The organism is Ornithobacterium rhinotracheale DSM 15997, from assembly GCF_000265465.1.
GTDB lineage: Bacteria > Bacteroidota > Bacteroidia > Flavobacteriales > Weeksellaceae > Ornithobacterium > Ornithobacterium rhinotracheale.
Genome location: NC_018016.1, coordinates 223763 through 247619 on the forward strand (window position 1 = coordinate 223763; position 23857 = coordinate 247619).

The 23857-nt window shown below is 36.8% G+C and carries 22 protein-coding genes; 11 read left to right on the plus strand and 11 right to left on the minus strand.

Annotation, left to right across the window (positions count from 1 at the left end; all coding sequences use genetic code 11):
* Positions 1-27 precede the first annotated feature (27 nt).
* Genes ORNRH_RS01090 through ORNRH_RS01100 form a run of 3 tightly spaced genes read left to right on the plus strand, consistent with a single transcriptional unit; the run spans position 28 to position 3428 of the window.
* A complete protein-coding gene (locus ORNRH_RS01090; RefSeq protein WP_014790070.1) occupies positions 28-483 on the plus strand; it encodes a Fur family transcriptional regulator in 456 nt (151 codons plus the stop codon).
* Positions 461-2116: an OstA-like protein gene (locus tag ORNRH_RS01095; protein ID WP_014790071.1), complete on the plus strand. Its 1656-nt coding sequence runs from the start codon at positions 461-463 to the stop codon at positions 2114-2116. The genes ORNRH_RS01090 and ORNRH_RS01095 overlap by 23 nt, the downstream gene beginning before the upstream one ends.
* Positions 2094-3428 (plus strand): mechanosensitive ion channel family protein, encoded by a 1335-nt coding sequence (locus tag ORNRH_RS01100; RefSeq protein ID WP_014790072.1) that lies wholly within the window; start codon positions 2094-2096, stop codon positions 3426-3428. The genes ORNRH_RS01095 and ORNRH_RS01100 overlap by 23 nt, the downstream gene beginning before the upstream one ends.
* 79 nt (positions 3429-3507) lie before the next feature.
* Here the strand turns inward: ORNRH_RS01100 and ORNRH_RS01105 are convergent, their stop codons facing one another.
* Positions 3508-3852 carry a phage holin family protein gene (locus ORNRH_RS01105; protein ID WP_014790073.1) on the minus strand — a complete coding sequence of 115 codons (345 nt, stop codon included), beginning with the start codon at positions 3850-3852 and terminating at the stop codon, positions 3508-3510.
* Positions 3849-4538, minus strand: a complete 690-nt coding sequence (locus ORNRH_RS01110; RefSeq protein WP_014790074.1) for a suppressor of fused domain protein — start codon at positions 4536-4538, stop codon at positions 3849-3851. Before ORNRH_RS01110 ends, ORNRH_RS01105 begins: the two co-directional genes overlap by 4 nt.
* 157 nt (positions 4539-4695) lie before the next feature.
* Here ORNRH_RS01110 and ORNRH_RS01115 point away from each other — a divergent pair, with 157 nt between their 5' ends.
* Complete coding sequence (locus tag ORNRH_RS01115) at positions 4696-5298, plus strand: MarC family protein (RefSeq protein WP_014790075.1); 603 nt, start codon at positions 4696-4698, stop codon at positions 5296-5298.
* Between the two features lie 87 nt (positions 5299-5385).
* On the opposite strand, the gene ORNRH_RS01120 is transcribed toward ORNRH_RS01115, so the two are convergent.
* The gene (locus ORNRH_RS01120) at positions 5386-5862 is read right to left on the minus strand and encodes an Lrp/AsnC family transcriptional regulator (RefSeq protein ID WP_014790076.1); all 477 of its coding nucleotides are present in this window, start codon (positions 5860-5862) and stop codon (positions 5386-5388) included.
* Between the two features lie 222 nt (positions 5863-6084).
* A complete protein-coding gene (locus tag ORNRH_RS01125; RefSeq protein ID WP_014790077.1) occupies positions 6085-10581 on the minus strand; it encodes a translocation/assembly module TamB domain-containing protein in 4497 nt (1498 codons plus the stop codon).
* Positions 10582-10620: 39 nt separating this feature from the next.
* Between ORNRH_RS01125 and tsaD the strand changes: the two genes are divergently transcribed.
* The 3 genes from tsaD to ORNRH_RS01140 all read left to right on the plus strand — a co-directional run bounded on the left by tsaD (position 10621) and on the right by ORNRH_RS01140 (position 13319).
* A complete protein-coding gene (gene tsaD / locus ORNRH_RS01130; protein ID WP_014790078.1) occupies positions 10621-11634 on the plus strand; it encodes a tRNA (adenosine(37)-N6)-threonylcarbamoyltransferase complex transferase subunit TsaD in 1014 nt (337 codons plus the stop codon).
* Between the two features lie 3 nt (positions 11635-11637).
* Positions 11638-12345: an RsmE family RNA methyltransferase gene (locus ORNRH_RS01135; RefSeq protein WP_014790079.1), complete on the plus strand. Its 708-nt coding sequence runs from the start codon at positions 11638-11640 to the stop codon at positions 12343-12345.
* Between the two features lie 89 nt (positions 12346-12434).
* Positions 12435-13319 carry an IS982 family transposase gene (locus tag ORNRH_RS01140; RefSeq protein ID WP_014790080.1) on the plus strand — a complete coding sequence of 295 codons (885 nt, stop codon included), beginning with the start codon at positions 12435-12437 and terminating at the stop codon, positions 13317-13319.
* Positions 13320-13501: 182 nt separating this feature from the next.
* On the opposite strand, the gene prmC is transcribed toward ORNRH_RS01140, so the two are convergent.
* Positions 13502-14356, minus strand: coding sequence for a peptide chain release factor N(5)-glutamine methyltransferase (gene prmC / locus ORNRH_RS01145; RefSeq protein ID WP_014790081.1), 855 nt, complete (start codon positions 14354-14356; stop codon positions 13502-13504).
* A gap of 15 nt (positions 14357-14371) precedes the next feature.
* Entirely contained in the window at positions 14372-15340 is a 969-nt protein-coding gene (locus ORNRH_RS01150; protein WP_014790082.1) for a Gfo/Idh/MocA family oxidoreductase, read from the minus strand.
* 101 nt (positions 15341-15441) lie between these two features.
* Between ORNRH_RS01150 and ORNRH_RS01155 the strand changes: the two genes are divergently transcribed.
* Entirely contained in the window at positions 15442-16092 is a 651-nt protein-coding gene (locus ORNRH_RS01155; protein WP_014790083.1) for a protein-L-isoaspartate(D-aspartate) O-methyltransferase, read from the plus strand.
* A 23-nt stretch (positions 16093-16115) separates the two neighbouring features.
* Here the strand turns inward: ORNRH_RS01155 and ORNRH_RS01160 are convergent, their stop codons facing one another.
* Genes ORNRH_RS01160 through ORNRH_RS01170 form a run of 3 tightly spaced genes read right to left on the minus strand, consistent with a single transcriptional unit; the run spans position 16116 to position 18722 of the window.
* Entirely contained in the window at positions 16116-16676 is a 561-nt protein-coding gene (locus ORNRH_RS01160) for an L-threonylcarbamoyladenylate synthase (RefSeq protein ID WP_014790084.1), read from the minus strand.
* A 12-nt stretch (positions 16677-16688) separates the two neighbouring features.
* The gene (locus ORNRH_RS01165; protein ID WP_014790085.1) at positions 16689-17504 is read right to left on the minus strand and encodes a 2,3,4,5-tetrahydropyridine-2,6-dicarboxylate N-succinyltransferase; all 816 of its coding nucleotides are present in this window, start codon (positions 17502-17504) and stop codon (positions 16689-16691) included.
* A 54-nt stretch (positions 17505-17558) separates the two neighbouring features.
* Positions 17559-18722 carry a dicarboxylate/amino acid:cation symporter gene (locus tag ORNRH_RS01170; RefSeq protein ID WP_014790086.1) on the minus strand — a complete coding sequence of 388 codons (1164 nt, stop codon included), beginning with the start codon at positions 18720-18722 and terminating at the stop codon, positions 17559-17561.
* 131 nt (positions 18723-18853) lie between these two features.
* Between ORNRH_RS01170 and ORNRH_RS01175 the strand changes: the two genes are divergently transcribed.
* Positions 18854-19471, plus strand: a complete 618-nt coding sequence (locus tag ORNRH_RS01175) for a MarC family protein (RefSeq protein ID WP_036600898.1) — start codon at positions 18854-18856, stop codon at positions 19469-19471.
* A gap of 75 nt (positions 19472-19546) precedes the next feature.
* Here ORNRH_RS01175 and mltG read toward each other — a convergent pair whose 3' ends face one another.
* Together mltG and dapF are read right to left on the minus strand one after the other, a co-directional pair.
* A complete protein-coding gene (gene mltG / locus ORNRH_RS01180) occupies positions 19547-20566 on the minus strand; it encodes an endolytic transglycosylase MltG (RefSeq protein WP_155814485.1) in 1020 nt (339 codons plus the stop codon).
* Between the two features lie 9 nt (positions 20567-20575).
* Entirely contained in the window at positions 20576-21349 is a 774-nt protein-coding gene (gene dapF / locus ORNRH_RS01185; RefSeq protein WP_014790089.1) for a diaminopimelate epimerase, read from the minus strand.
* 236 nt (positions 21350-21585) lie between these two features.
* Here dapF and ORNRH_RS01190 point away from each other — a divergent pair, with 236 nt between their 5' ends.
* Together ORNRH_RS01190 and ORNRH_RS01195 are read left to right on the plus strand one after the other, a co-directional pair.
* Positions 21586-23139: a Do family serine endopeptidase gene (locus ORNRH_RS01190; RefSeq protein ID WP_014790090.1), complete on the plus strand. Its 1554-nt coding sequence runs from the start codon at positions 21586-21588 to the stop codon at positions 23137-23139.
* Between the two features lie 165 nt (positions 23140-23304).
* Complete coding sequence (locus tag ORNRH_RS01195; RefSeq protein ID WP_014790091.1) at positions 23305-23805, plus strand: hypothetical protein; 501 nt, start codon at positions 23305-23307, stop codon at positions 23803-23805.
* Positions 23806-23857: the final 52 nt, after the last annotated feature.

A 23857-nucleotide genomic window follows, 5' to 3' on the forward strand; every position in this document is an offset into this window, starting at 1 on the left:
AAAAGAATTAAACTAGAAACTTAGAACATGGAAGAAAATACGCCGCAGAAATCTAATCTAGACATTGTAAAAGAAGTACTTACACACTTTTTGGACGAGCACAAACATCGCAAGACACCTGAACGCTATGCTATTTTAGAGGAAATTTATAGCACAGAAGACCACTTTGATATTGATGAGCTCTACATGAAAATGAAAGAAAAAAAATACCGTGTGAGCCGTGCTACGCTTTACAATACGATAGAACTTCTGATGGATGCCAAATTGGTGCGCAAGCATCTCTTCGGCGACTCTCTACAGGCGCGTTATGAAAAATGCTATTTCGACAAGCAGCACGACCACGTTTTGCTCACCGACACGGGCGAAGTTTTAGAATTTTGCGACCCTAGAATTCAATCAATTAAAAATACAATAGAAGAAGTTTTTGATATTACTATTGAAACGCATTCGCTTTACTTTTATGGCAAACGCAATCCAAAATAAAAAATATATATTTAGCCTATTTTTAGTTTTATTATTCAGTTCGCTTGTTTTAGCCCAAAAGAAAACAAGCAAAAAAGAAATGATAAAACTTGTAAATGCTGATAAAATTGAAAGAGTTCCCGAAAAATACAACGGGAATTTGTTGTTTTCTGGCAATGTAATTTTTACGCACAAGGGTGCCACTCTCAAAGCTGATAGTGCTGTATTTTATCAAAAAGAAAATTATTTCGAGGCATTTTCTAATGTGGAAATGAAAAACGAGAAATACGACATCACTGCTGGCTATGTGGAATACAACGGAAATACCGAAATCGCTATTGCCGAAAAGCATGTGGTGCTGCGAGATGGCAAACAAACGCTCTACACCGACCGATTGGAGTATGACCGAGCAAGCAACAAGGCTTTTTATAACACAGGCGGAACGATTGTGAGCAAAGAAAATACAATCACAAGCCAATCTGGGGAGTATGATGTGGCTACCAAAACCAACACTTTTGAGGGGAATGTAATCATCAACAACGAGGATTATTACATCGATAGCGATAATGTGGAGTATAATAGCAACGAGGGTTTTGTTCAATTTTTGGGCAAGACTACAATTCAAAGCAAAAAAAACAGTTCGCAATACATCAAAACCACTCGCGGAAAATATTATTTAAACAAGAAAGAGGCTTTCTTAAAAGATCGCTCATCGGTCTACAGCGATGGCAAATCTATTACCGCAGATGATTTGTATTACAATCAATTAACGGGACAAGGCGAAGGGAAAGGCGATGTTTTTCTAGATGATCCCGAAGAGAGAAGGTTTATAAAAGGAAATTTAGCTAAATTCTACAAAGAATTGGATTCTGCCTTTGTAACACAAAACGCTCTGGCTGTGCGTGCCTTTGAAAAAGATAGCCTATACCTGCATGCCGACACACTTTTGGCTACTAAACGAGATAGTGTGAGCCTTGTTCGTGCATTCCATAATGCTAAATTCTTTAAGTCCAACGCACAAGGCAAAAGTGACTCTATCGTTTATTCCGAAAAAACTTCTAGCGTAGGCATGTTCAACGATCCAATTTTGTGGAGCGATGCCAAGCAAATTACAGGAGATACCATCTTGGTATATATCAATGCAAAATATGAGCAATTGGATTCTATTCAAGTTAGGAACAATGCTTTTGCCATGGCACAGAGAGATTCTATTAATCCCAAAGATTTCAATCAAATAAAATCTAAAAACATGACTGCCATGTTTAAAAATGATTCGATTGAATGGGTACAAGCTTTTGGGAATGCACAATCCACGCTATTTCTTGAAGATGAGGACAAAAAAACGAAACAAAAAGAATTGCTAGGGATCAATCGTTCCGATTGTGGGATTATAGAGGCTACTTTCGAAGACCGAAAAATGGAAATCATCTCTTGCAAAATTGGGCAACAGTCTAAACTCTACCCGCCTGCAGATTTTCCAGAAGATCAGCAATATCTCCCTGGCTTTTTGTGGAGAGGAAAGGAAAGATTCAAACGCTGGCAAGACATCATGAACGACTCTCCTACTCCACCCGAACAAGAACCAGAAAAGAATCAAGAACCAAAAGTTATTCTAAAAAAAGAAGAACAAGATGATGCAAATTCCAAGCAATAGCAATTCTATTTTTGATGATTTTTATGATTGGCTGCACCAAGCATTGTTGGAACTTGGGTTTCAAAATGACTTCAATCGCTATGCTGTTGTTTTAACTCTTTTCGTTATTCTATTTGTAATTGTTGCCGTTGTGCTTTATGTCGTTCGGTTTATACTGCGTGGCGTCATGGAACAAATGGTGAAACGAACTAATTTTCACATTTTTAAATATTTAAGAAAACATTATTTTCCTCACAATGTAGCTTTATTAGCCCCTGTACCAATTATACTAAGTGCTATTCCTTTTGTGTTTAGAGATTTTCATGCACTACACAAAATCGCAGAAAAATTAGTTCAGGTTTATATCATATTTGTAATTATCAGGATTGTAATGTCTGTCATAAAATCCTTTTTTGATATACTACGAGAGCGACCTGCCTTTAAATACAAACCTATGTCCAGCTGGAGCCAAGTGATTCACATCATTTTCCTATTCATTGGATGTATTTTCTCCTACATGATTATCACAGGAAACGACATCACCACCCTCGCAGGAGTTCTAGGGGCAACATCGGCGGTTTTATTATTAATTTTCAAGGACACCATTATGGGCTTTGTAGCAAGTATCACGGTGGCTACCAACGACATGGTGAGACTTGGCGACTGGATTACGATGCCAGAATACAACGCAGATGGCGATGTGATAGAGATAAATCTGAATACTGTGAAAGTTCAGAATTTTGACAAAACGATTACAACAATTCCTACTTACAAATTGATTCAAAATTCGTTTCAGAACTGGCGCGGAATGGAGAATTCGGGAGGTAGAAGGATTAAACGATCGATTAACATCATTCAATCTACGGTGCGATTTATTCCTGAAAAAGAATTAGAAAAATTTTTAAAAATCCAGGGGATTAAAGACTACATCATTGAAAGACAGAACGAGATTAATCAATTCAATACTGAAAACAATGCCGATAAGAATTTCCTTGTAAATGGTAGAAATTTCACCAACTTGGGACTTTTTAGAAAATATGTAGAAATCTACTTAAACAATCACCCTCGCATCGATCATTCTAAAACGCAACTGGTACGCCAGCTCGCACCTACCTCAAAAGGAATTCCTGTGGAGATTTATGCCTTTACCAATACCACGATTTGGCGCGAGTATGAGGATATTCAATCTGATATTTTTGATCATTTAATCGCGGCAATTAAATATTTTGATTTAAAAATATTTGAAGATTTACACAACAAGATCGATCACTCGGTGGCACAAGATACTTTTGATCAGTTTGATTTCTTTAATCAAGAAAGTAAGTTAAAATAATTTTTTAAGAGTAATAAAAAAGCTTTCTTTTCTCGGCGAAAAGAAAGCTTTTATTTTTTCATAAACAATGCCTACTCAATTAGCCATTAATCCCCAAAATGGAGTTTACAAATGCCGTAAGCACTGATAAGATTAAGCTGAACAACATTGCCCACCAGAATCCATCGACACTAAATCCGCTAATTAATGCACTGCACAGCAGGATAATTATCGCATTGATTACCAACAAGAATAAGCCCAAAGTAAGCACCGTAAGTGGCAAACTGAAAAAGCTTAAAATAGGTTTTACTGTAACGCTCAAAAGTCCCAAAACTATTGAGAAAACAATTGCTGTCCCAAAACTATTGATATGGACTCCGCTCAAGTTGTTGGCTAAAAAATAAGCCACAGCCGAGGTAACTAGTAAATTAATAATTAAATTCATATAACTGATTTTCTGTTTAAATCTGTAATTAATAAAGGATTATCCTTTTTCAATTTTTCTTCAAGGCTCATAATTGAGTCTAAATTTGGGTTTTCTAAAAGAAATTCCAATTCTGGCGTAGTGATTCCTACCATTTGCAAAAACTGCACTTCGCCATGCAGCGTATCAATCTTGCCTAGCACCGAGTCTTCTACAAAAATAATGCCCGTAATATCGGTATCGCACTCAAGACGAATGGGTCCATTGATCGGCAAAAACTGATGTGGCATAAACCAATGTTGTGTCTCATTGACAAACATTGCTAAATTATTCATCACTTGCACTGCCCAAGTAGGATCCCCAAATTTTTCGTTTTTCTTATCGGCATCTAATTCAAATGGTTTTAGTCTAAAAGTAAGTTCAAATCCCCATTTGCTAAATTTCTGACCAAAGGCTTTTTCGTTGAAATACAACTCGCTTAAGCCATAAGAAATCAAATGTTTGTGATTTTCTGGCTCATCGCAATCAAATATGCTCACGCCCTGCAAGGCATCTAGATTCGGGTTGTAGAAAGCGTCTTCTTCTTGTGTAGCATAATGCCTAAAATCCATTTTGGGATAGAATTTTGCCAAATGCTCATCGATGGCAGCACGCCCTGGTGCTTGAGTTTCGTTTTTATAATTCTTAATGTATTCTTCTTTAGTCATGAACAAATTTTTCTGTTCAAAAGTACGCTATTTTTTGCGAATTTCTTAATTAAATCAAGGCTTTTTTCTTTTGACAAAAAAATAGTGTGGTAAAAACACTTTGCTTTTGAAAAAAATTCATACTTTTGCATTCCTTTTTTGATTAAAAAATAGCAGTATGGATACAGAGTTACTTTTGACGATTATAAAACAAACGGGAAAGGTTGTGATTGTTCTATTCCCGATTATTGATATTTTAGGGAACTTACCTATTTTCATTGGGTTAGAGAAAAAAGTAGGAGCCATCAACTCAGAAAAAGCGAGTATTGTGGCTGCATTGCTTATGATTATATTCCTTTTTGTAGGAAATGCTTTGTTTAATTTTATGGGAATTCCGTTGCCAGCCTTTGCCGTTGCAGGTTCGTTTGTACTATTTTTGCTTGCAGTGGAAATGATTTTGGGAGTAACATTCCACAAGACTGAAATCCCTGACAGTGTTTCTATCGTGCCAGTAGCATTCCCTCTACTGGCAGGTCCTGGGGTACTTACTACAATTTTGGCACTTAGATCTTTGTACCGAGTAGAGGCGATCATTGGTGGTATTATCATCAACTTGATTATTGTTTATGTAATCATGAAAAATTCAAAATATATCGGAAAATGGCTAGGTGATACTGGTGTTGTGATTGTACACAAAATCTCGGGAATTATCCTTTTGGCTATGTCGGTAAAAATCTTCTCAGAAAACTGGCCAGAATTATTTGGTGCAGCTTTCAATTAAAATCTGAATCTTTATTTATTGTTGTTATAAAAAGAAATCCTCTAGAATTTAAATTCTAGAGGATTTCTTTTTTTTATAATGTTTGGCCTACATAAAAATTGAACTAAGTAATCTTGTTTTGTCATTAATTTCTTCGTCAAGAGAAATCATAGATTCTGTTCTTAAAACATCTTCAATCTCATCTATTTTATAGATTACTTCTTTGGCATCTCTGGTATCTTTTGCGCGGATTTTACAGAAGATATTGTATTTTCCTGAAATCACACTAGCGACTGTGATATTTGGGATTTTTTTAAGACGCTGAAGCACTTCTTGGATTCGGTTTGATTTCGTAAGCATAATACCTACATAGGCAACGAAATCGTATCCCATTTTTGAATAATCAATGTTAAGCGTAGATCCTTTGATGATTCCTGCGTCTTCTAATTTCTTTACACGCACATGGATTGTCCCTGCTGAAACATCCATTTTCTTTGCAATTTCTGTAAATGGCATTCGTGTATTCTCTATCAGATAGCGTAAAATTCGCTTATCTACCTCGTCAATTTTGTAAGTTGGTCTCATAATTCAGATATTTTTAATTGTAACAAATTTAATAACATTTCACCAATCTTGCCAATATTCTTTGCGAATTTTTTAATAATAAAGCAAATATCATACTTATATAATACTTTTGGATATTTCGTAGCGTGGCTTTAAATAAAAACACGCGTCTTTTTTAAAAAAAGACGCGTGTTTTTCTAAAAAATGTAGTGTGTTTTTTATCTAGCCGTTGTTTGCCTTTAGCTATTTAGAAAATTGAACTGTTTTGTTTTTAAGTTTTGTACTATCGTTTACGGCTTTTTTGTCGAGCGTTTTTTTATTGGTTTCTTGCTCTTCATCGTCCGATTTTAGTGAGAACAATTCTCTAAATCTATTAAATGCTCTATGGTAAACAATCCCTGCTCCATAACTTTGGGCATAAGTGTTGTTGACATTGTAGTTTTCCAAACCTATGGTGGAAGGTCTAGAGAATGCTCTGAGTCTTAGCCCCCCGTCTATTTTTTTAGAAATATCATAATCTAGCTCAAACGAAGTTGTAACTTCTTCGTTGAATTGAGACCCCAGCGGTGTTCCCACCATTCCGTTGATTTTCAATCTTGGATTGATGGCAAAATTAAACTGAGTTTGAATTCTATCTGCTTGATTTCTACTGTCTGATGATTGCAAATAAGTAGGATTGATCTCTAATCCTGGGATAATGCTAGAAAAGGCATTTCCTATCTGGCGACCAAGCAATTCAAAGGCAGACGATGTGGCAACATCTGATGCAATGGCTGTTGTAATGCTTTGATTTACATCAAATTTACCTAAAACAAGGATAGACCCCACTTGCCTGATTCTCTCGTCTACATTGTTTTTAATCTTGCTATTGAGCATGCTTTGCACTTGGCTATTTGCCTCTGGCACCTCAATGCCTAAATCTATATTGGTTTTGTTTAAATCTCCACTGATGGAAGCTACTACATCCACCTCCATTGGTTGCAAATAAGTAGCTCCTATGTATGCACCTAAATTGCTCACATTTCTGGAGTAAACTGCTCGTAAATTCATTTGTGCATTATATGGATTTCCATTAAATCGAATGTAGCCTCCTTTCTCGATGTCAAACTTTTTATCAATAATCACACTTTGGCGATAATTGTACACCCCATCTGTGATTACATATTCACCATCGATACTAAGGTTTCCAGCTCGGTTCATGGCTATCTTGAAGTTTTTGGCATATCCTTGCGCCTCTATTTTGTCATCAGATTTTTCATCTAAAACTAAATTCACCGTAGTATTGGCGTCTACATTTAGGCTTAAATCCATAGAGAAACCAGAAACACGCTGCTCCTGCGTCTCGTCTTGCACAATACTTCCCTCCTCGTCTACCGAATAAAACTGAATGAATGGGTTGTCGCTCACATTCTTGGTTCCAGAAGTATTTAAATTTATTACAGAGCCCTTTAGCACATCTAGATTTCTTCCAGAGATTACCAAGTCGCTTGCAGGACCGAACATGAAAAATTCGCCCTTAGCAAATACACGACCATAGAACATCTCATTGTCCTTTACGCTAGTGCTTATAACTAAAAGTTTATTTGTTTTAAAGTCTAAATCAAGGAACCAGCTCGATAGGTCTGAGAAAATCAGCGAACCATCTACTATTCCTTTGGTTTTGGAATTGGTCTCGGTAAAGGTGATATTGTCTAATTCCAATTGCCCGTTGAATCCTGGTTGTTTATTCAAAGTCAATTCATTTTCTCCATCGAACTGATAGCGAGTTCCTAGGTAAACAACTTTAAATCCTAAATTCTTCATCGTTACCTCTCCCGAAATCGATGGATCCATTAAATTTCCTTTTACAACAACATCTCCAGAAAGTTTTCCTTTCCAGTCGGTCATCACTTCGTCCAAGAATGCTCCTAAAATATCTACATCAAAATCATCAAAGTTTGCCACCAAATCTAGCTCTGGCTGCGAGTTGGTATTTTTAATATCCCCACTCACAAACAATGTGTTTTCGTTATACTTGTCTAAACTTCCCGTGATGTTGAATGTCTCTGTTTCCACATCATATTTAGTTTCCGTTGCAAAGTTCCCGATCAGTCTATCATTTAATTGAATAGAATCAATCTTTAAATCAGCAATTGGCTCTACTTGATTGTTATCTTTCTTAATATCAATAGTTCCGTTGGCTATTCCCTTTAAATCCATACCCGCCATGTAGGATTTTGGAATGGCTTTTTCTAAATGAATGTTTTGAATTTCTGTTTGAAAATTAAATTTCTCTGGATTGAAATAATCTCCATTGATTTTTAAATATTGATCGTCTGACTGCAATACGAAATCCGAAACTTTATAAATGTTTTTATCAAAATCTATACTGGCATAATTGCTATCGGTGGAATTATCGGGATTGATATGCCACTCAACGCCTTCCAAATTGAATTTAGATGGCGAAAATCCTACTTTGATTTTATGCTCTTCATCAAATGTTTGATAAAAATTAAGATTAAACTCAGACGCCTTTTGCTCGCCCGCAAAAAAGTGCATTTTTGCATTTAGCGTATCTCTTTCGTTTTTACCATCAAGTCTTAAATTAGAAAACAAGAAATTCTCTATTTTCAGCTTTTCGCTGGTGAGTTCTATGGTTTTCTCCTCTCCCGCAGTGGCAGCTAAATGTATATCTTCTGCCATATAATCTTTGTAGCGGATACTTGGCGATCGGAAATCGATTTGGAACACATCGTTATCATTATCAATCACTCCAGCGGCAAGTGTTTGCGGTTTTACGCGCAAATTGGGCAAAAAGTAATTGATCAAATCATCTTCTACAATGACCAAATAGTTTAAGTGTTGCCCTTTGGATACTTTTTTCTTTTTATAATCTACCAAGAAATTCCCCACACCGTTGTAGATAATATCGCCCAACTCGTCCAATTTATATTGCCCCTCCATGGTGGCTGTCAAATAATTAGGCATTTGTAAATCGATGAGTTTTTCTCCGTTTGGAGTTTTAGAGAATGATAAATCTGTTTTTGGCAGATTTACAAGCAAAGTATCTGAATTAAAGGTAATTTGATCCATCACAAAATCTCCTTGCAAATCATTGATGTCCGAGAACCTCGCATCACCTTTCACTTTGGCTTTAATCCAAGAATTTTTCTTATCAGTGAGTTTAAAATAATTTAAATTCACATACGACACATTGGATTCAAAATTTGCCTTAATCTCTTTTTGGCTAAAATCAAAAAATCCTTGATAATCCAATTGTGCTTTGCCTGGATCGTTGATAGAAAGGTATCCGTTGTAAGTTTCCTTGCTCAGCACACCATCTAGGCTCAAATTGTTGTAACGCTCGCCCATCAAATCCAGATAATTGATTTTTCCTTTGGCAGTAAGCGTCATAGTATTGATGTCAAAACCAGCTCCTTTAAAGTCGATTTCACCCGAAACTTTATCGAGCATTTTCAACTCAGTAAGTTGTTTTAAATCAAAATTTGGCGTATTGATAAATCCATTATAAGTAGGATTTTCTTTGCGATAATCATACATATTTAAATTCACAAAAGCTTGTCCCAAAGCTGATTGCAAATTCCCTTTGGCATACACCAATTGATCATCAAGATTAAAGGCTCCGCCATAATTCATTTCGCCAAATCGCTTGATGTATGGCGTGATGTTTTTATCTATAAAAGTTGGTAAAATTCGCACCAACTCGTCGTAAGAAGTACTGACATTCAATTCGTTTGAAAACACCCCGATATCGCCATCAATCATATTCTGAAGATTGATGACAGGCGTTTTTATTTTCGTTTTCCCGTTGGCTAAGTTTAATTCGGCAAGGTTTAAATTATTTAAACTCCCCGTTGCTTTCCCCGAAATCTGGACTTTCTCGCTCGAGTCCCAATCAGGCACAAAATAGCGAATATCCTTAAAGCCAAGCACATTATCCTTACCAAGTAGCAAATCCCAATCTACTTTGTTGCTAAAGTCTGAAAAAGCATTTTCGGTAGGCGTGAGCAATCGGATATGCCCTTGCAAGAAAGATGATTCTGTTTTAAAGGTTAAATCATTGAAATAAAGCCCAGTATTATCCATTTTAAATTTCGAAGCTAATTTCTTTAATTCAAAATTTTCGCCATTTTTCTTGGCTAAAAAGCTTAAATTTCTAATATCTGCTTCGTAAATATCATCGTGCATTTTGAAGCCCTTTACTACTGCATTTAAGTTATTTGCATCGAGCCACACGCGGCTTTTTTCATCTAAATTATCATTAATGATAGAAAGTGCACTTTCGTTGATTTCGATGTTTCCTCGAAGTTTAAAATGTGATTCGGTGGTATCTCCCGTAGCAAAAACATCGAGAAATCGCATAAAATTGGACAAGCTATCTCCTTTATAAGTCAGCACCTTAACGCGTGCTTGATCTAGCACCAAGCTTTTCACCGCCACATTGTTGGAATCTTGATAAATATCCCACAAACTGATGTCTGCCGTTACTTTTTTAATATCGATAAAATCGTTTTGCTTGTAATCTTTAGCCGAAATATCACTTAAAACGATGTCGCCCCAGAAATCAATATCCACTCCTCCCACACTGATGGAGGTGCCGAAATCTTGGTTTACTTTTTCTACAACTTTACTGATAATTTTAGACTGAACAGATGGGATTTGAATCGCAAAAAACAATCCTGCTGCCAGCAGTATAATTATGGCAAAAAATATTAAAATAAAGCGAAAAAACTTTTTCAAGGTTTTATATATTCAATTTTAAACTTTAACTTTGTCTCTATGAGCGAACCAATCATACTTGCCATAGAATCTTCTTGCGACGACACTTCGGCAGCGGTTATCAAAGGTAACACTATCTTATCCAACATTATAGCAAGCCAAAAGGTACATGAACAATACGGCGGCGTGGTGCCAGAATTGGCGTCTCGTGCTCACCAGCAAAACATAGTTCCTGTGGTAGCTACAGCGTTGAATAATGCAAAAGTAACACAAAAAGATTTAACTGCAATAGCTTACACGCGAGGACCTGGATTATTGGGCTCACTTTTGGTGGGTAGCAGCTTTGCAAAATCTATGTCAATCGCTCTAAACATACCACTTATCGAGGTAAATCACATGCAAGCACATATTTTTGCACATTTCATAAGCGATGCCAATGAGCAGCGTCCTAGTTTCCCGTTTTTGTGCCTCACTGTGAGTGGCGGGCATACACAAATCGTAAAGATTTCGAGCTACACGGAATTGGAAGTTTTGGGCGAAACCAAAGATGACGCCGCGGGCGAGGCTTTTGATAAAATTGGCAAAGTGCTGGGACTTCCATATCCTGCGGGTCCTGTGATGGATCGTTTAGCCCAGACGGGAAATCCTGAAAAATTCGTTTTTACCAAACCTAAAATGCCTGGTTATGATTTCAGTTTTAGTGGACTCAAAACGGGCGTGATGAATTTCTTAAACAAAGAAAAACAGAAAAATCCGAATTTTGTAGAAGAAAATTTGAACGACTTGTGCGCAAGCGTTCAGCATACGATTACAGAAATGTGTATCGAGAAATTATTGCAAGCGGCACAAGATTTAAACATCAAACATATTGCACTCGCAGGCGGTGTTTCTGCCAATAGCGAACTGCGTAAAAAAATCAAAAATCTAGAAAAATTAGGTTTTACAACTTATATCCCAAAATTTGAATACACAACCGACAATGCTGCCATGATTGCCATGGTGGGAAGTATTAAGTACCAAGCGCAAAGTTTTTCGGATGTAAGTGCTAAAACCATAGCAAGATACAAACTTTAATTTATGCATTTATTCATCGGGATTAAACAAGAAAATCAAGCACTTTTAAACGAAAATGAAAGCCACCATTTAGCTAAAGTTTTAAGGCTAAAAGTAGGCGATGAAGTACTTTTTACTGAGGGCAAAGGCGAAATGTTTTTAGCTACCATTTCGCAAGTGCTCCCCAAAAACACTTTGCTACAAATCGTTGAAAAAACGGATTACAATCAATCCCGAAACTACAAATTACATGTGGGCATTGCACCAACCAAAAACATTGACCGTACAGAATGGTTTCTCGAAAAATCCATCGAAATCGGAATTGATGAAGTGAGTTTTTTAGAGACTTTTCATTCAGAACGCCGAAACATCAAACTCGATAGAATGCAACGCGTGGCAACTGCCGCCATTAAACAATCGCTTAAGGCAGAAGACACACAACTTCATGATTTGATTAAATTCAATGATTTTTTGGCACAACACAAAGATTTTCAAGGACAAAAATTCATCGCACACTGCAACACCGATTTTGCCCGAAAAGATATTAAAGACTGCATTTTGCCTGAAAAAGATTATTTATTTATCATCGGTCCCGAAGGTGATTTTTCGGCAGATGAGATAGAATTGGCTACGGCACAGAATTTTATCCCCATCAGCCTTGGCAACCAAAGAATGCGCACCGAAACAGCCGCACTCAACACGGCTTTTATCGCCAATTGGGTAAATAAATAATATTAAAAAACCCGTAGTGCATTATAAAAAAAGGTTGCCCATGAGCCTAAAGAAAAGTAAATTGCATTGGTTACCAATCAAATACAATTATGAGCAACCTAGAGGCAAGTTACAATTTTATTTTGAATAAACTAATAGAAATTTCAGGAACTGAAAATTTCTATTTTAAACTAGTGAAACCAAAATTATCTGATATAGAGCTGATAAGCTTAATTATTTTAGCAGAATTTAAATCTATTGATTCTGAGTACCAGCTTTTTAGGGAGATAAAAGGTTGGGCTATTGAATCTAAAATTGAAAGGAGTGTTTACAACAGAAGAAAACGAAAACTCTTCCCTTTTCTTGAAGAAATTAGGTGCAAAATGGTGAAAAAGTTCAATGATTTTGAAAACTATTTCTTGGTGGACAGCATGCCTTTAGAAGTGTGTAAATTATCCCGCTCTTCCAGAAGCAAAATCTGTAAAGAAAATAGCTTTTCAATGCCAAATAAAGGTTTTTGTGCTTCTCAAAATCTACACTTTTATGGTTACAAGCTACATGCGATCTGTTCTATTGCTGGTGTGTTCCAAAGTTTTGACTTATCTCCCGCCTCCGTTCACGACATTCATTATTTGAAAGACATAAAACTTCAAATTTCTGATTGCGTGTTACTTGGAGACAGGGGCTATCTTTCTCAAACGGTTCAGCTTGACTTGTTCAATGAGGTAAAAATCCAGTTAGAAACCCCTAAAAGAAAAAATCAAAAAGATTACAAACCTCAGTTCTATCCATTCAGAAAGTGTAGAAAACGTATAGAAACTTTATTCTCGCAGTTGTGTGACCAATTTATGATACGGCGTAATTATGCCAAATCTTTTGAAGGATTCAAAACAAGAATATTGGCAAAAATTACCTCCTTGACTACTATTCAATATCTCAATAAATTTGTCTTTCATAGCAACATTAACAATTTAAAAATTAACCTCATTCGATAATGCACTACGGGTTATAATGAACTTTATTATTTCTATTTCTTTCTAAACTACAATAATCATTTATTACATTTTCACTCTAAAAAAGCAAATCCAAACTATTTACTTTTACATAATAAAAAAAGCTAAAACTTATAAATAAATTTTAGCTTAAATAAATTTCATTAGCCTCAAAATTGAGCCGCTTATTTTCTAGCTTTGATCATTCTCCAATTGCCCGATATATCTTTCTGTGCCTTTACTTTAGAGAATTTTTTCTCAAAAATCTTTTCAGTTTCATCTTTTAAATCTTGATGAATTTCTACATACACTCTTGCCTGCGGACTGATGTGGGACACGGCATAATCACAAATTGCTTGATAATAAAGCAATGGCTTTTCATCTGGAACAAATAGTGCCGTTTGTGGCTCAAATTTCACCACCTGCCTGTCCATTTCTTCTTTCTCTTTTTCTGGAATATAGGGCGGATTACTCACTATCAAATCCCATTTTGGCAAATCTTTATCAGCCGAGAGTTTAAAAATATCTCGCTCCAAGAAATTCACCTCAACCATATTAATGTCCGCATTTTTCCTTGCGACTTCTATCGCCTCTTTGCTTATATCGATACCATACACATTGGCGTTTGGCAAATATTTTTTAAGCGAAATGGCAATCGCACCACTTCCTGTCCCGATGTCCAAAATATTTCCCGAAAAATCTTCTGGATATTTTTTCAAAATCCACTCTACCAATTCTTCGGTTTCTGGACGCGGAATCAGCACATCTCGATTTACATAAAATGGTAGTTTCATAAACTCGGTTTTGCCTATCACATATTGGTAAGGCTCACCTTGTTTTAATCTAGCTAGTGAAATATCAAACAACATTTGACTTTGCACCAATTCTGCCCAACTTTCGTCTAAACCTGCTCGAATGATGCTTTTATTTTTCTTTAAATAAAGCTCGGCAAGTTCATAAAAAATCACATCAATTTCTTGGGGAGTGTATAAATCTTTTAATGCTTGGTCATATCTCTCTTTAAATGTACGAATTGTCATTTTCTTTGGTATTTTTTACTTATTAAATCTCTCTATGATTTGCAAAGCTAATGCCAAAGCTTTTGTTCCGTCTTCTAATGTTACAGGAATCGGCTCATCGTACATAATGGCTTTTGCAAAACTTTCTAATTCGTCCAAAATTGCATTATTGGCAGTGATTACGGGATATTCAAACCAAATTTTCTTTTGTTGTTTTTCGGCATTTTCAAGCACCATTGCAAATTCATCGGCATCGTTTCCAGATAAATCTTCCATGCGAATGATTTCTGATTTCTTCTCTAAAAAGTCTACTGAAATATAGGCATCTTTCTGGAAAATTCGCATTTTTCGCATATTTTTCATCGAAATTCGGCTAGTAGTAATATTGGCAACGCAGCCGTTTTCAAAAGCTAAACGAACATTGGCAATATCTGGCGTTTCGCTAATGACAGAAACACCGCTGCTGTGAATTTCCTTTACCTCCGATTTCACCATAGAAAGAATTACATCTAAATCGTGAATCATTAAATCAAGAACCACAGGCACATCTGTCCCTCTTGGATTGAACTCCGCTAAACGGTGAGCTTCTATAAATAAAGGCGAGCTCAAACTACTTTGCACTGCTGTGAACGCAGGATTGAATCTCTCCACATGCCCTACTTGCCCTTTTACATTGTGTTTTTTAGCCAATTCGATGATTTCTCTCGCTTCTTCCTCGGTCTTAGCGATTGGCTTTTCCAAGAAGACATGTTTTCCTTTGCTTATAGCTTTTTTTGCCACTTCGTAATGCGACAAGGTAGGCGTCACAATGTCTAAAACCTCCACAGCATCGAGCAATTCATCTAAATCCGAAAAGTATTTATACCCAAATTTAGAGGCAACTTCTTCGCCATTATTTTCATCGGTATCATAAAAGCCCACAAGCTCATAAAGCGATGATTGTTGTAATAGTTTTAAATGTATTTTGCCTAAATGTCCTGCACCGGCAACACCTACTTTTAGCATAATATTTTTGGTTTTAATTTAGGTCGATAAAATTAAATATAATTCGGTATATTTTTTAATTTTTCGGTGATTTTTTTCATTTTTGCAAAAAAATAGGGAGATTGGAAGAGACTTTTAAACACAAGGGACTGAGAAAAAAATTGATTGATTTACTGAGAGCCAAAGGGATAAATGACGAATCGGTGCTCGATGCGATGAATAAAATACCTAGACACTTGTTTATAGATTCTGCTTTTGAGGCGCATGCTTACGAAGATAAGGCGTTTCCTATCGCTGCGGGACAAACGATTTCTCACCCTTTCACGGTGGCTTTTCAATCATCGTTACTACAAATTCAGCCAGGCGACAAGATTTTGGAAGTAGGCACTGGGAGCGGGTACCAAACTTCGGTTTTAGTAGCCATGGGAGCCGAAGTCTATACCATTGAAAGACAGAAAACTTTGGTCGATTTTTCAAGAAATATTTTAAGCAAAATAGGTTTTAGTCCTAAATATCAAACCTTTGGAGACGGATATAGAGGCATGCCTACTTTTGCTCCGTTTGATAAAATCATTGTAACAGCGGGAGCTCCTTTTTTACCTAAAAAATTACTTAGGCAATTAAAGATTGGAGGCTTAGCGGTGATTCCTATCGGAGACAAACAGCAGAAAATGTACACTTTCTTGCGCGTGTCCGACAAGAAATTTGAACAAATGAGTTTTGGGGATTATCGATTTGTTCCTATGTTAGAAAAAAAGGATATAGCCGATTAAAGCTATATCCTTTCATTTTTTTATTAAGCTCTGATGACTTTTACTTGCCCGTCGATTCCGAGTTTTATGATTGAAGAACTCGTGAATTTAGGCACAAAATCTTTGGCTTCGGGCAAAATGTAATCTACTTTTTCTAAAATTTCGGGATTGATTTGTGAAAAGGTTTCAGGTGCTGCTTCGCCCGAAATATTTACCGATGTTGAAATCAATGGCTCTCGCACCTTGCCTATGATTCTCTGCAAAACGGGATCTTTTACCATGCGAATTGCCACACTCCCATCGGGTGCCAAAACATATTTAGGCAAAGATAAAATCTTGTCGTAAACGATGCTCACGGGCTTTTCGCTCAAATCCATTAAATCCCAGGCCAGTTCTGGCACTTCTACCACTTGTTGCAATCGGGCAGGATTGTCCACCAAAAGGATAAAACTTTTGTTTTTAGGTCTTTGTTTAATCTCAAAAATTTTATCAATTGCGGCTTGATTCGAGACCAAACAGCTCAGCCCAAAAGTGGTATCGGTATGCGTTAAAATCACGCCTCCGTCTTGCAAAATCTCGGCAACTTTAGCTATATCTGTAGACATTATTTCTTGATTTTATACGGCTACACCATTGTCTCTCAAGGCATCGTTAAGCGATGTCTTTTTGTCGGTAGATTCTTTTCTTTGCCCAATGATTAAGGCACAAGGCACTTGAAATTCTCCCGCAGCAAATTTTTTAGGCATCATTCCTGGAATCACCACAGAACGCGGTGGCACATAGCCTCTCACTTCTTTTGGCTCAGCCCCCGTTACATCAATGATTTTGGTAGACGAAGTAAGCGTTACACCTGCACCAATCACTGCCTCTGCCCCAATGCGCACTCCTTCGACAATGATACATCTTGACCCAATGAAAGCATTATCTTCCACAATCACAGGTGCAGCTTGCAATGGCTCAAGTACACCACCGATTCCTACTCCACCACTCAAGTGAACATTTTTACCGATTTGTGCACAGCTTCCCACAGTCGCCCAAGTGTCTACCATGGTTCCTGTTTGCACATGCGCCCCAATGTTTACATACGATGGCATCATTATCACTCCACTTTCTAGAAATGAGCCATGTCGAGCAATTGCATGAGGCACTACACGCACGCCTTTTTTGGCATAGTCTCTTTTTAAAGGAATTTTGTCATAAAACTCAAATGGTCCTACTTCGATAGTTTCCATTTGCTGAATTGGGAAATAAAGCACCACTCCTTTTTTCACCCATTCATTTACTTTCCAGTCGTCGCCATTTGGCTCAGCTACTCGCACACGCCCAGCGTCTAATTCATCTATAAGGTATCTTATGGCTTGTTGCGTTTCTTTTTCTTTAAGCAATTCTCGCTCTTCCCAAGCCTTTTCTATAATGTTCTGTAAATCGGTCATATTTCCTATTTTAATTTAAGCTACAAATATAATTAGTTTTTGATTAAATAATCTTTATTTATAAATCTTGTTTACAATTAAGGCTATTGCCCCGTCGCCCGTAACATTGCATGCTGTCCCAAAGCTATCCATAGCGATGTAAAGGGCAATCATCAATGCCACGGCTTCTTGGTTAAAGCCCATCATACTTTGCAAAATCCCAACGGCTGCCATGATGGCTCCTCCAGGCACGCCAGGAGCTGCAATCATCACAACTCCGAGCATAAAAATAAAATGTGCAAACATTTCGAAATTAAAAGGCATTCCCTGCATTAGCATAAGTGCCATGGTACAAGCCACGATTTTCATTGTGCTCCCCGCCAAATGTATGGTTGCACAAAGTGGCACCGTAAAACCTGCGACATCTTCGTCCACGCCATTCATACGAACTTGCTCTAGCGTTACGGGAATTGTGGCGGCAGAAGATTGGGTTCCCAGAGCTGTGAAATAAGCTGGCAACATAATGCCCAAGGCTTTGAATGGATTTTTCTTAGCAATTAGCCCCGCTATTATATACTGAATCAAAATTAAACCTATGTGCATTACGAAAATTACACCGATAATTTTTAAAAACACCGATAAAACCGAGGCTACTTTTCCGCTAAATGCCATTTGAGAAAATATGCCTAAAATGAAAATTGGCAATAATGGTATGATTACTTTTTCTATGACTTTGACTATGATTTCTTGAAAATCTTTAAACACATTTCCCAAGGCTGATTCTCTCTTAAATGATAATCCTAAACCAATCATAAATGCCATGACCAATGCCGACATGATATTAAGCACAGGCGGGATTTGAATGGAAAAATACGGCAAAGCTTCTCGCACATTCTCTTCCACATGATTGATGTGGTAATCCTTTGCAAAGATTAATCTCGGGAAAATAGCATCGCTCACAAAATAAGTCATAAATCCAGAAAAAAATGTCGATGCATAGGCAATCAAAACAGTAATGATTAAAAGCTTGCCCGCGTTCTTTCCCAAATCCGAAATTGCAGGAGCCACGAGTCCCAAAATAATTAAAGGAATAGAGAAGGTCAAAAACTCATCAAAAAGTGTGTTGAATGTTGCAAAAATTCTATTGAGCCATTCGGGGAAAAATAACCCCGAAACAATTCCTAAAACAATCCCTAAAAAGACCTTAAATAATAGATTTGAAAATATTTTGTGCATCATTTTTTTATACATTTTTTAATTTAAAGACTACTTTTCGCCAAATCTTTAAAACTACAATGACAAAAGTAGTGAAATTTTACTTTTTTATAATACTTAAATGCCTTACTTTTGCACCAAACCTATTGTGTAATATGACTGACTTATTAACCTTTTCAGTTGGTGCTTTTGTAAGCATCTCCACCTTGACCAACCCGATTACGAATGTACCGATTTTTCTTGGATTATTGGGCGACGAAGATGATGAAACACGCAAAAGAATTGCCAAAAAAGCATGTTTAATCGCTTTTTTCATTTTATCGTCTTTTGTACTTTTAGGAACATATATTTTTAGCATTTTTGACATCACAGTACCTTCCTTTAAAATCACTGGGGGGCTTCTTGTATTTTATGTAGGTTTTGAGATGTTGCTTTCTAAGAAATCTACCATCCGTAGCTCTGGGATTGAAAAGCCTGATGATGATGTGGCAATTTCTCCTCTGGCAATCCCTTTTGTTGCGGGACCTGGTGCCATTGTAGCCTCTATGAACTCCGTCTCAAACGCCAATTTTTTCCGCGTTTTGATTGTGGTTTTAATCATTGCCTTAATTATGGCGCTAAATTACTACGCCTTTAATTTCAGCAGACTTATTATCAAAAGATTAGGAAAAAACATCATCAATGTTTTGGGCAAAATCATGGGGCTTATCATCGCCATTATTGGTACAGATATGTTTATTCAAGGGATTAAGCTATCGTTTCATTTAGACTAAAATTTCTAAAAAACAAGACAGAAAAAAACGCTGAAAATATGAATTTTCAGCGTTTTTTCGTTTTTATTAAACTCATTATTTAATGTTATTTTCTTTTAGCCATTGGCGATATTTGGCTGCATTTTTTTGATGCTCTGCATAGCTATTGGTAAAATTATGATAGCCAGGTCTGTCTGGATCGGCACAGAAAAAGATGTAATCGTGTTTTTCTGGTTTCAAAACTGCATCTATCGCCGTGGTGTTTGGCAAGCAAATCGGTGCGGGTGGCAAGCCATAATTCAAATATGTATTATAGGCAGAAAGCGTTTTTAGATGTTTTTGATAAACGCGCTGCACCTTTTGCGTGAAACCATGTTGCAATTTATAAGCATACACCGAAGTAGGATCGGCTTCTAGTTTTTTGCCTTGTTTTAAACGATTGAGATAGGCTCCCGCCACACGCGCCTGCTCATCGGGTTTAGGCGATTCCATTTGCACGATAGAGGCTAGTGTGTAGACCTCGAGCTCCGTCATTCCAGAATTTTTGAGTTGTTGTTTTCTTTTGTCGTTCCAGAATTTGTCGTGTTCCTTCAGCATACGATCTACGAAATCCTTGCCCGATGTAATCCAAAAGAAATTATAAGTATCTGGAATAAAATAGATTTTGGCAGTTTCCATGTCTAAGCCATTTTCCTTCACGCGCGGATTGTTTAAAATTGCCTCTACAATACTTGCAGAATCCGCCGTGATGCCTTTGGACGCATCTCTTGCCAAATGGAAAATCGTAGGCGAGTTAGGAATACGAATCTTTACTTCGGATTGCTTTCCGCTTTTTAAAACATTTACCAAGTCTTCATTGGACATCTCGGGGTTTAATTCATATCTACCCGCTTTGATATTCTTGTCATAATCTTGCGTGCGTGCATAGGCATCAAACTGATCGATGTTTTCCAAATGCGGCGCGATAGAATCTAGCACGCTTTGGTAGGTTGCATTTTCTGGTATATATAGAAAGGCTTTCTCCTTAACCAAAGATTTGGATTTATAAAAATATCCACAACTTTGAAACAAAAGAAAGAAAAATAAAAAACCTAAAAAATATGTTTTTTTCATCATTTTTTTCAATTAAGTATAAATCTCTCCTTGAAACACTTGCTTGGCAGGTCCCGTTAAAAATACTTGCACAAATTGCTCGCCTGAGGGTTCAAATTCCACAAAAAGAGTTCCGCCGAGGGTTTCAATCTCGATTTTCTTTTGGTCGGTTTTCTCGTTGGCAAAATAAGCAATTGCCGAAGCCGTAACGCCTGTTCCGCAAGAATAAGTTTCGTCCTCCACGCCACGCTCATAAGTTCTCACCTTTAATTTCTCGGGCGAAAGGATTTCAACAAAATTCACATTAGAGCCCTCTGGATACAATTCCGAATATCGAATTTTGGCACCTGCATTTTTCACATCTATTTCATCGGCTTTATCTACAAATTCCACATGGTGTGGCGAACCTGTATTTAAAAATGTATATTCTGGCTGAATTTTGACAGCTTCTACATCAATCATTTGCAAACGAATATTTTCCCCGATAAACTCCGCAGAATGCTTGCCATCGATGGCATTAAATTCCACCAAATTCCCATTTACTAAGCCTAAATCTTTCATAAACTGCGCAAAGCACCTGCCGCCGTTTCCACACATAGTGCTCTCGTTTCCGTCTGAATTGAAATAGCGCATTTGGTACATATTATCTTTTTCAAACAAAGTAATCAAGCCATCTGCCCCCACTCCCATACGGCGTGTGCATAGACTTTCAATCGTTTTTTGATCATAATTAAAGGTAGCTTCTCGGTCGTCGATCATCACAAAATCATTGCCCGCTCCTTGATACTTATAAAAGTGTATTTTCATGTGGCTAAGATAAATATTTAGTGCTTTATGCCTTTTATTTTTTAATTGATTTAACACATTCTCTGCAATAATGATTATCTCTAAGGCTTTAAAATTGAAAATAATCTGTTAAACCAAAGCTCTGAATTTAAACTATTCTAATCCGAGTTAAAGATTGTTAAACATTCAGTTTCAATAAAATTTGTGGTACCAAATTTGATTTTAACACTCCACGAACAATAAAACTTTTATATACAATGAAAAATATACTAACCTATGCCTTGGTAGGAGTCGTGAGTGCTGGTACTACCTACGGATTGATTGAATACTCACAAAGCAACTTTAATTCAAACCAAATTATTACAACCTCTGCAAATGGTTCTGACAATAATAACGGACAGTTTGCAACTTATAGCTACACTTCTGGCGGAACGGTAATGCCAGATTTCACAAAAGCGGCAAACGAATCGGTGAATGCCGTGGTGAGTATCACCAACTTGCAAGATGCTAGCCAGCGTTCTAGCCAACAAGGAATAAATCCTTTTGACTTGTTTAATGATCCTTTCTTTGATCAATTCTTTGGTCCAAGAAATAAAAATCAAAGACAACCACAAAGACAAAATCAATCAGACAATGAGCCAATTCCAGTAGGTGCTGGTTCTGGTGTAATTATTTCGTCTGACGGGTACATCGTAACCAATAACCATGTGGTGAAAGATGCTGCAAAATTGGAAGTAACATTAAATAATAAGCAATCTTATGTAGCTAAATTAATCGGAACAGACCCGAATACAGATTTGGCTTTATTAAAAATTGATGAAGATAATCTTCCTTTCTTATCTTTCTTTAACTCAGACGATTTGCAAGTAGGAGAATGGGTACTTGCTGTAGGAAACCCATTTGGTCTTACCTCTACCGTGACTGCAGGTATCGTGAGTGCAAAAGGGCGTGGAATTGGAATTTTAAGTAAAAATAGCGACCACCCAATCGAATCATTTATCCAAACAGATGCGGTGATTAACCGAGGAAACTCAGGTGGAGCACTTATCAACACCAATGGGCATTTGGTAGGAATCAACACAGCGATTTTCTCTGAAACTGGTTCGTATGCAGGATACGGATTTGCTATTCCATCGAACTTGGTGAAAAAAGTAATCAACGATATTAAAAACTATGGAATGGTTCAGCGTGGATATGTGGGAATCCAAGGATTTGACCTTTCAGATGAAATGCGCGTAAAAGCTTATAACAAAGATAAAGGTACTAAATTAAGATCTGGAAGAGGTATCTATGTAACTGATGTTACACCAGATGGAGGTGCGCAGCAAGCAGGTATCAAAGTAGGAGATATCATCGTAAAAGTAGACGGACAGCCGATCAACACCTTCTCTACTCTATCTTTTGCCGTAGGTAGAAAAAGCCCAGGCGACAAAGTGAGCGTAGAGGTATTGAGAGATGGTAGCAACAAAACTTTTGATGTTATACTAAGAGATTTAAAAGGAAACGCAAAAATCCGTTCAAAACAAGATTTAAGCGTGTCTGAAAAATTAGGCGCAAGCTTTAAACCATTGACCGATAAACAAAAAATACAATATGGCATCAATAGCGGAGTGCTGGTAGAAAGCCTTCAGCCAAATAGCCAATTTGCAAAAATCGGAATCAACGAGGGATACATTATACTAAAAATCAATGGAAAAGAAGTAAACAGCGAAAAAGACATCAACAAAATTTTGAAAAACTTCAAAGGAAATGTTTCTGTAAATTTTGTCGATCGATATGGTAGAATTTATACGCAAGGTTTTTCAATGTAATCTTGATTTAATAATTTTTAAAGTTAGAAAAGGAAAGCACTCAATCACGGATTGAGTGCTTTTTTTGTATTAATTCAGAAAATCAACACGCTACGGAAAATAAAAAATTTTATATTTGCACACATTTATAAATAAAACAGACCTGATTATCTGAAGGATTTATCTATGAAAAAAATATATTTTTTAGGTATTTTTTGGTTTATTTCGTCTTGGCTTTCTGCCCAAGTGAAATACCAAGCGGTAACGCCTTACACAGTGTTTAATATAGGCTACACCTACCAGAATGCTAGCTTTTTAAATGCTGGTGTAGATGAATATTTGGTAATGCCAAACAATTACATCATCGATCTTGGAGCGAGTGTGGACATGGGGATTTTGAGTAAAAAATTTACTGCAATTCCCAAAGTGAGTGTGGGCTACTTATTTAATGCCAAAAATAGTGTGATAGATCCGTATTCAAGCAATTTTAATTCTGCTTTTTATGTTGTAAGGGCTAATGTAACTCCTTGGAGCATAGAGCCAGAAGCAGGAATTACGGTTCTGAGTCTTTTGGAGCTTACGGCGGGTTATGGTTTTGAGTTCCGTGAGCATAAAGAGGCTTCGCTTGATGGATTAAAAATTGGTTTCAATGTAAAATTACCATTGTTGCTATTTTTTCATGATTAAATTTTTCAAAAGTTAAATGAGAGCGGAATGTGCCTAAAATGGGCATTTAAAA

What these genes read in the sequence shown, in the direction of transcription:
- ORNRH_RS01090 (WP_014790070.1), top strand. Translation starts at nt 28, where the DNA reads ATGGAAGAAAATACGCCGCAGAAATCTAATCTAGACATTGTAAAAGAA.
- ORNRH_RS01095 (WP_014790071.1), top strand. Translation starts at nt 461, where the DNA reads ATGGCAAACGCAATCCAAAATAAAAAATATATATTTAGCCTATTTTTA.
- ORNRH_RS01100 (WP_014790072.1), top strand. Translation starts at nt 2,094, where the DNA reads ATGATGCAAATTCCAAGCAATAGCAATTCTATTTTTGATGATTTTTAT.
- ORNRH_RS01105 (WP_014790073.1), bottom strand. Translation starts at nt 3,852, where the DNA reads ATGAATTTAATTATTAATTTACTAGTTACCTCGGCTGTGGCTTATTTT.
- ORNRH_RS01110 (WP_014790074.1), bottom strand. Translation starts at nt 4,538, where the DNA reads ATGACTAAAGAAGAATACATTAAGAATTATAAAAACGAAACTCAAGCA.
- ORNRH_RS01115 (WP_014790075.1), top strand. Translation starts at nt 4,696, where the DNA reads ATGGATACAGAGTTACTTTTGACGATTATAAAACAAACGGGAAAGGTT.
- ORNRH_RS01120 (WP_014790076.1), bottom strand. Translation starts at nt 5,862, where the DNA reads ATGAGACCAACTTACAAAATTGACGAGGTAGATAAGCGAATTTTACGC.
- tsaD (WP_014790078.1), top strand. Translation starts at nt 10,621, where the DNA reads ATGAGCGAACCAATCATACTTGCCATAGAATCTTCTTGCGACGACACT.
- ORNRH_RS01135 (WP_014790079.1), top strand. Translation starts at nt 11,638, where the DNA reads ATGCATTTATTCATCGGGATTAAACAAGAAAATCAAGCACTTTTAAAC.
- ORNRH_RS01140 (WP_014790080.1), top strand. Translation starts at nt 12,435, where the DNA reads ATGAGCAACCTAGAGGCAAGTTACAATTTTATTTTGAATAAACTAATA.
- prmC (WP_014790081.1), bottom strand. Translation starts at nt 14,356, where the DNA reads ATGACAATTCGTACATTTAAAGAGAGATATGACCAAGCATTAAAAGAT.
- ORNRH_RS01150 (WP_014790082.1), bottom strand. Translation starts at nt 15,340, where the DNA reads ATGCTAAAAGTAGGTGTTGCCGGTGCAGGACATTTAGGCAAAATACAT.
- ORNRH_RS01160 (WP_014790084.1), bottom strand. Translation starts at nt 16,676, where the DNA reads ATGTCTACAGATATAGCTAAAGTTGCCGAGATTTTGCAAGACGGAGGC.
- ORNRH_RS01165 (WP_014790085.1), bottom strand. Translation starts at nt 17,504, where the DNA reads ATGACCGATTTACAGAACATTATAGAAAAGGCTTGGGAAGAGCGAGAA.
- ORNRH_RS01170 (WP_014790086.1), bottom strand. Translation starts at nt 18,722, where the DNA reads ATGATGCACAAAATATTTTCAAATCTATTATTTAAGGTCTTTTTAGGG.
- ORNRH_RS01175 (WP_036600898.1), top strand. Translation starts at nt 18,854, where the DNA reads ATGACTGACTTATTAACCTTTTCAGTTGGTGCTTTTGTAAGCATCTCC.
- mltG (WP_155814485.1), bottom strand. Translation starts at nt 20,566, where the DNA reads ATGATGAAAAAAACATATTTTTTAGGTTTTTTATTTTTCTTTCTTTTG.
- dapF (WP_014790089.1), bottom strand. Translation starts at nt 21,349, where the DNA reads ATGAAAATACACTTTTATAAGTATCAAGGAGCGGGCAATGATTTTGTG.
- ORNRH_RS01190 (WP_014790090.1), top strand. Translation starts at nt 21,586, where the DNA reads ATGAAAAATATACTAACCTATGCCTTGGTAGGAGTCGTGAGTGCTGGT.
- ORNRH_RS01195 (WP_014790091.1), top strand. Translation starts at nt 23,305, where the DNA reads ATGAAAAAAATATATTTTTTAGGTATTTTTTGGTTTATTTCGTCTTGG.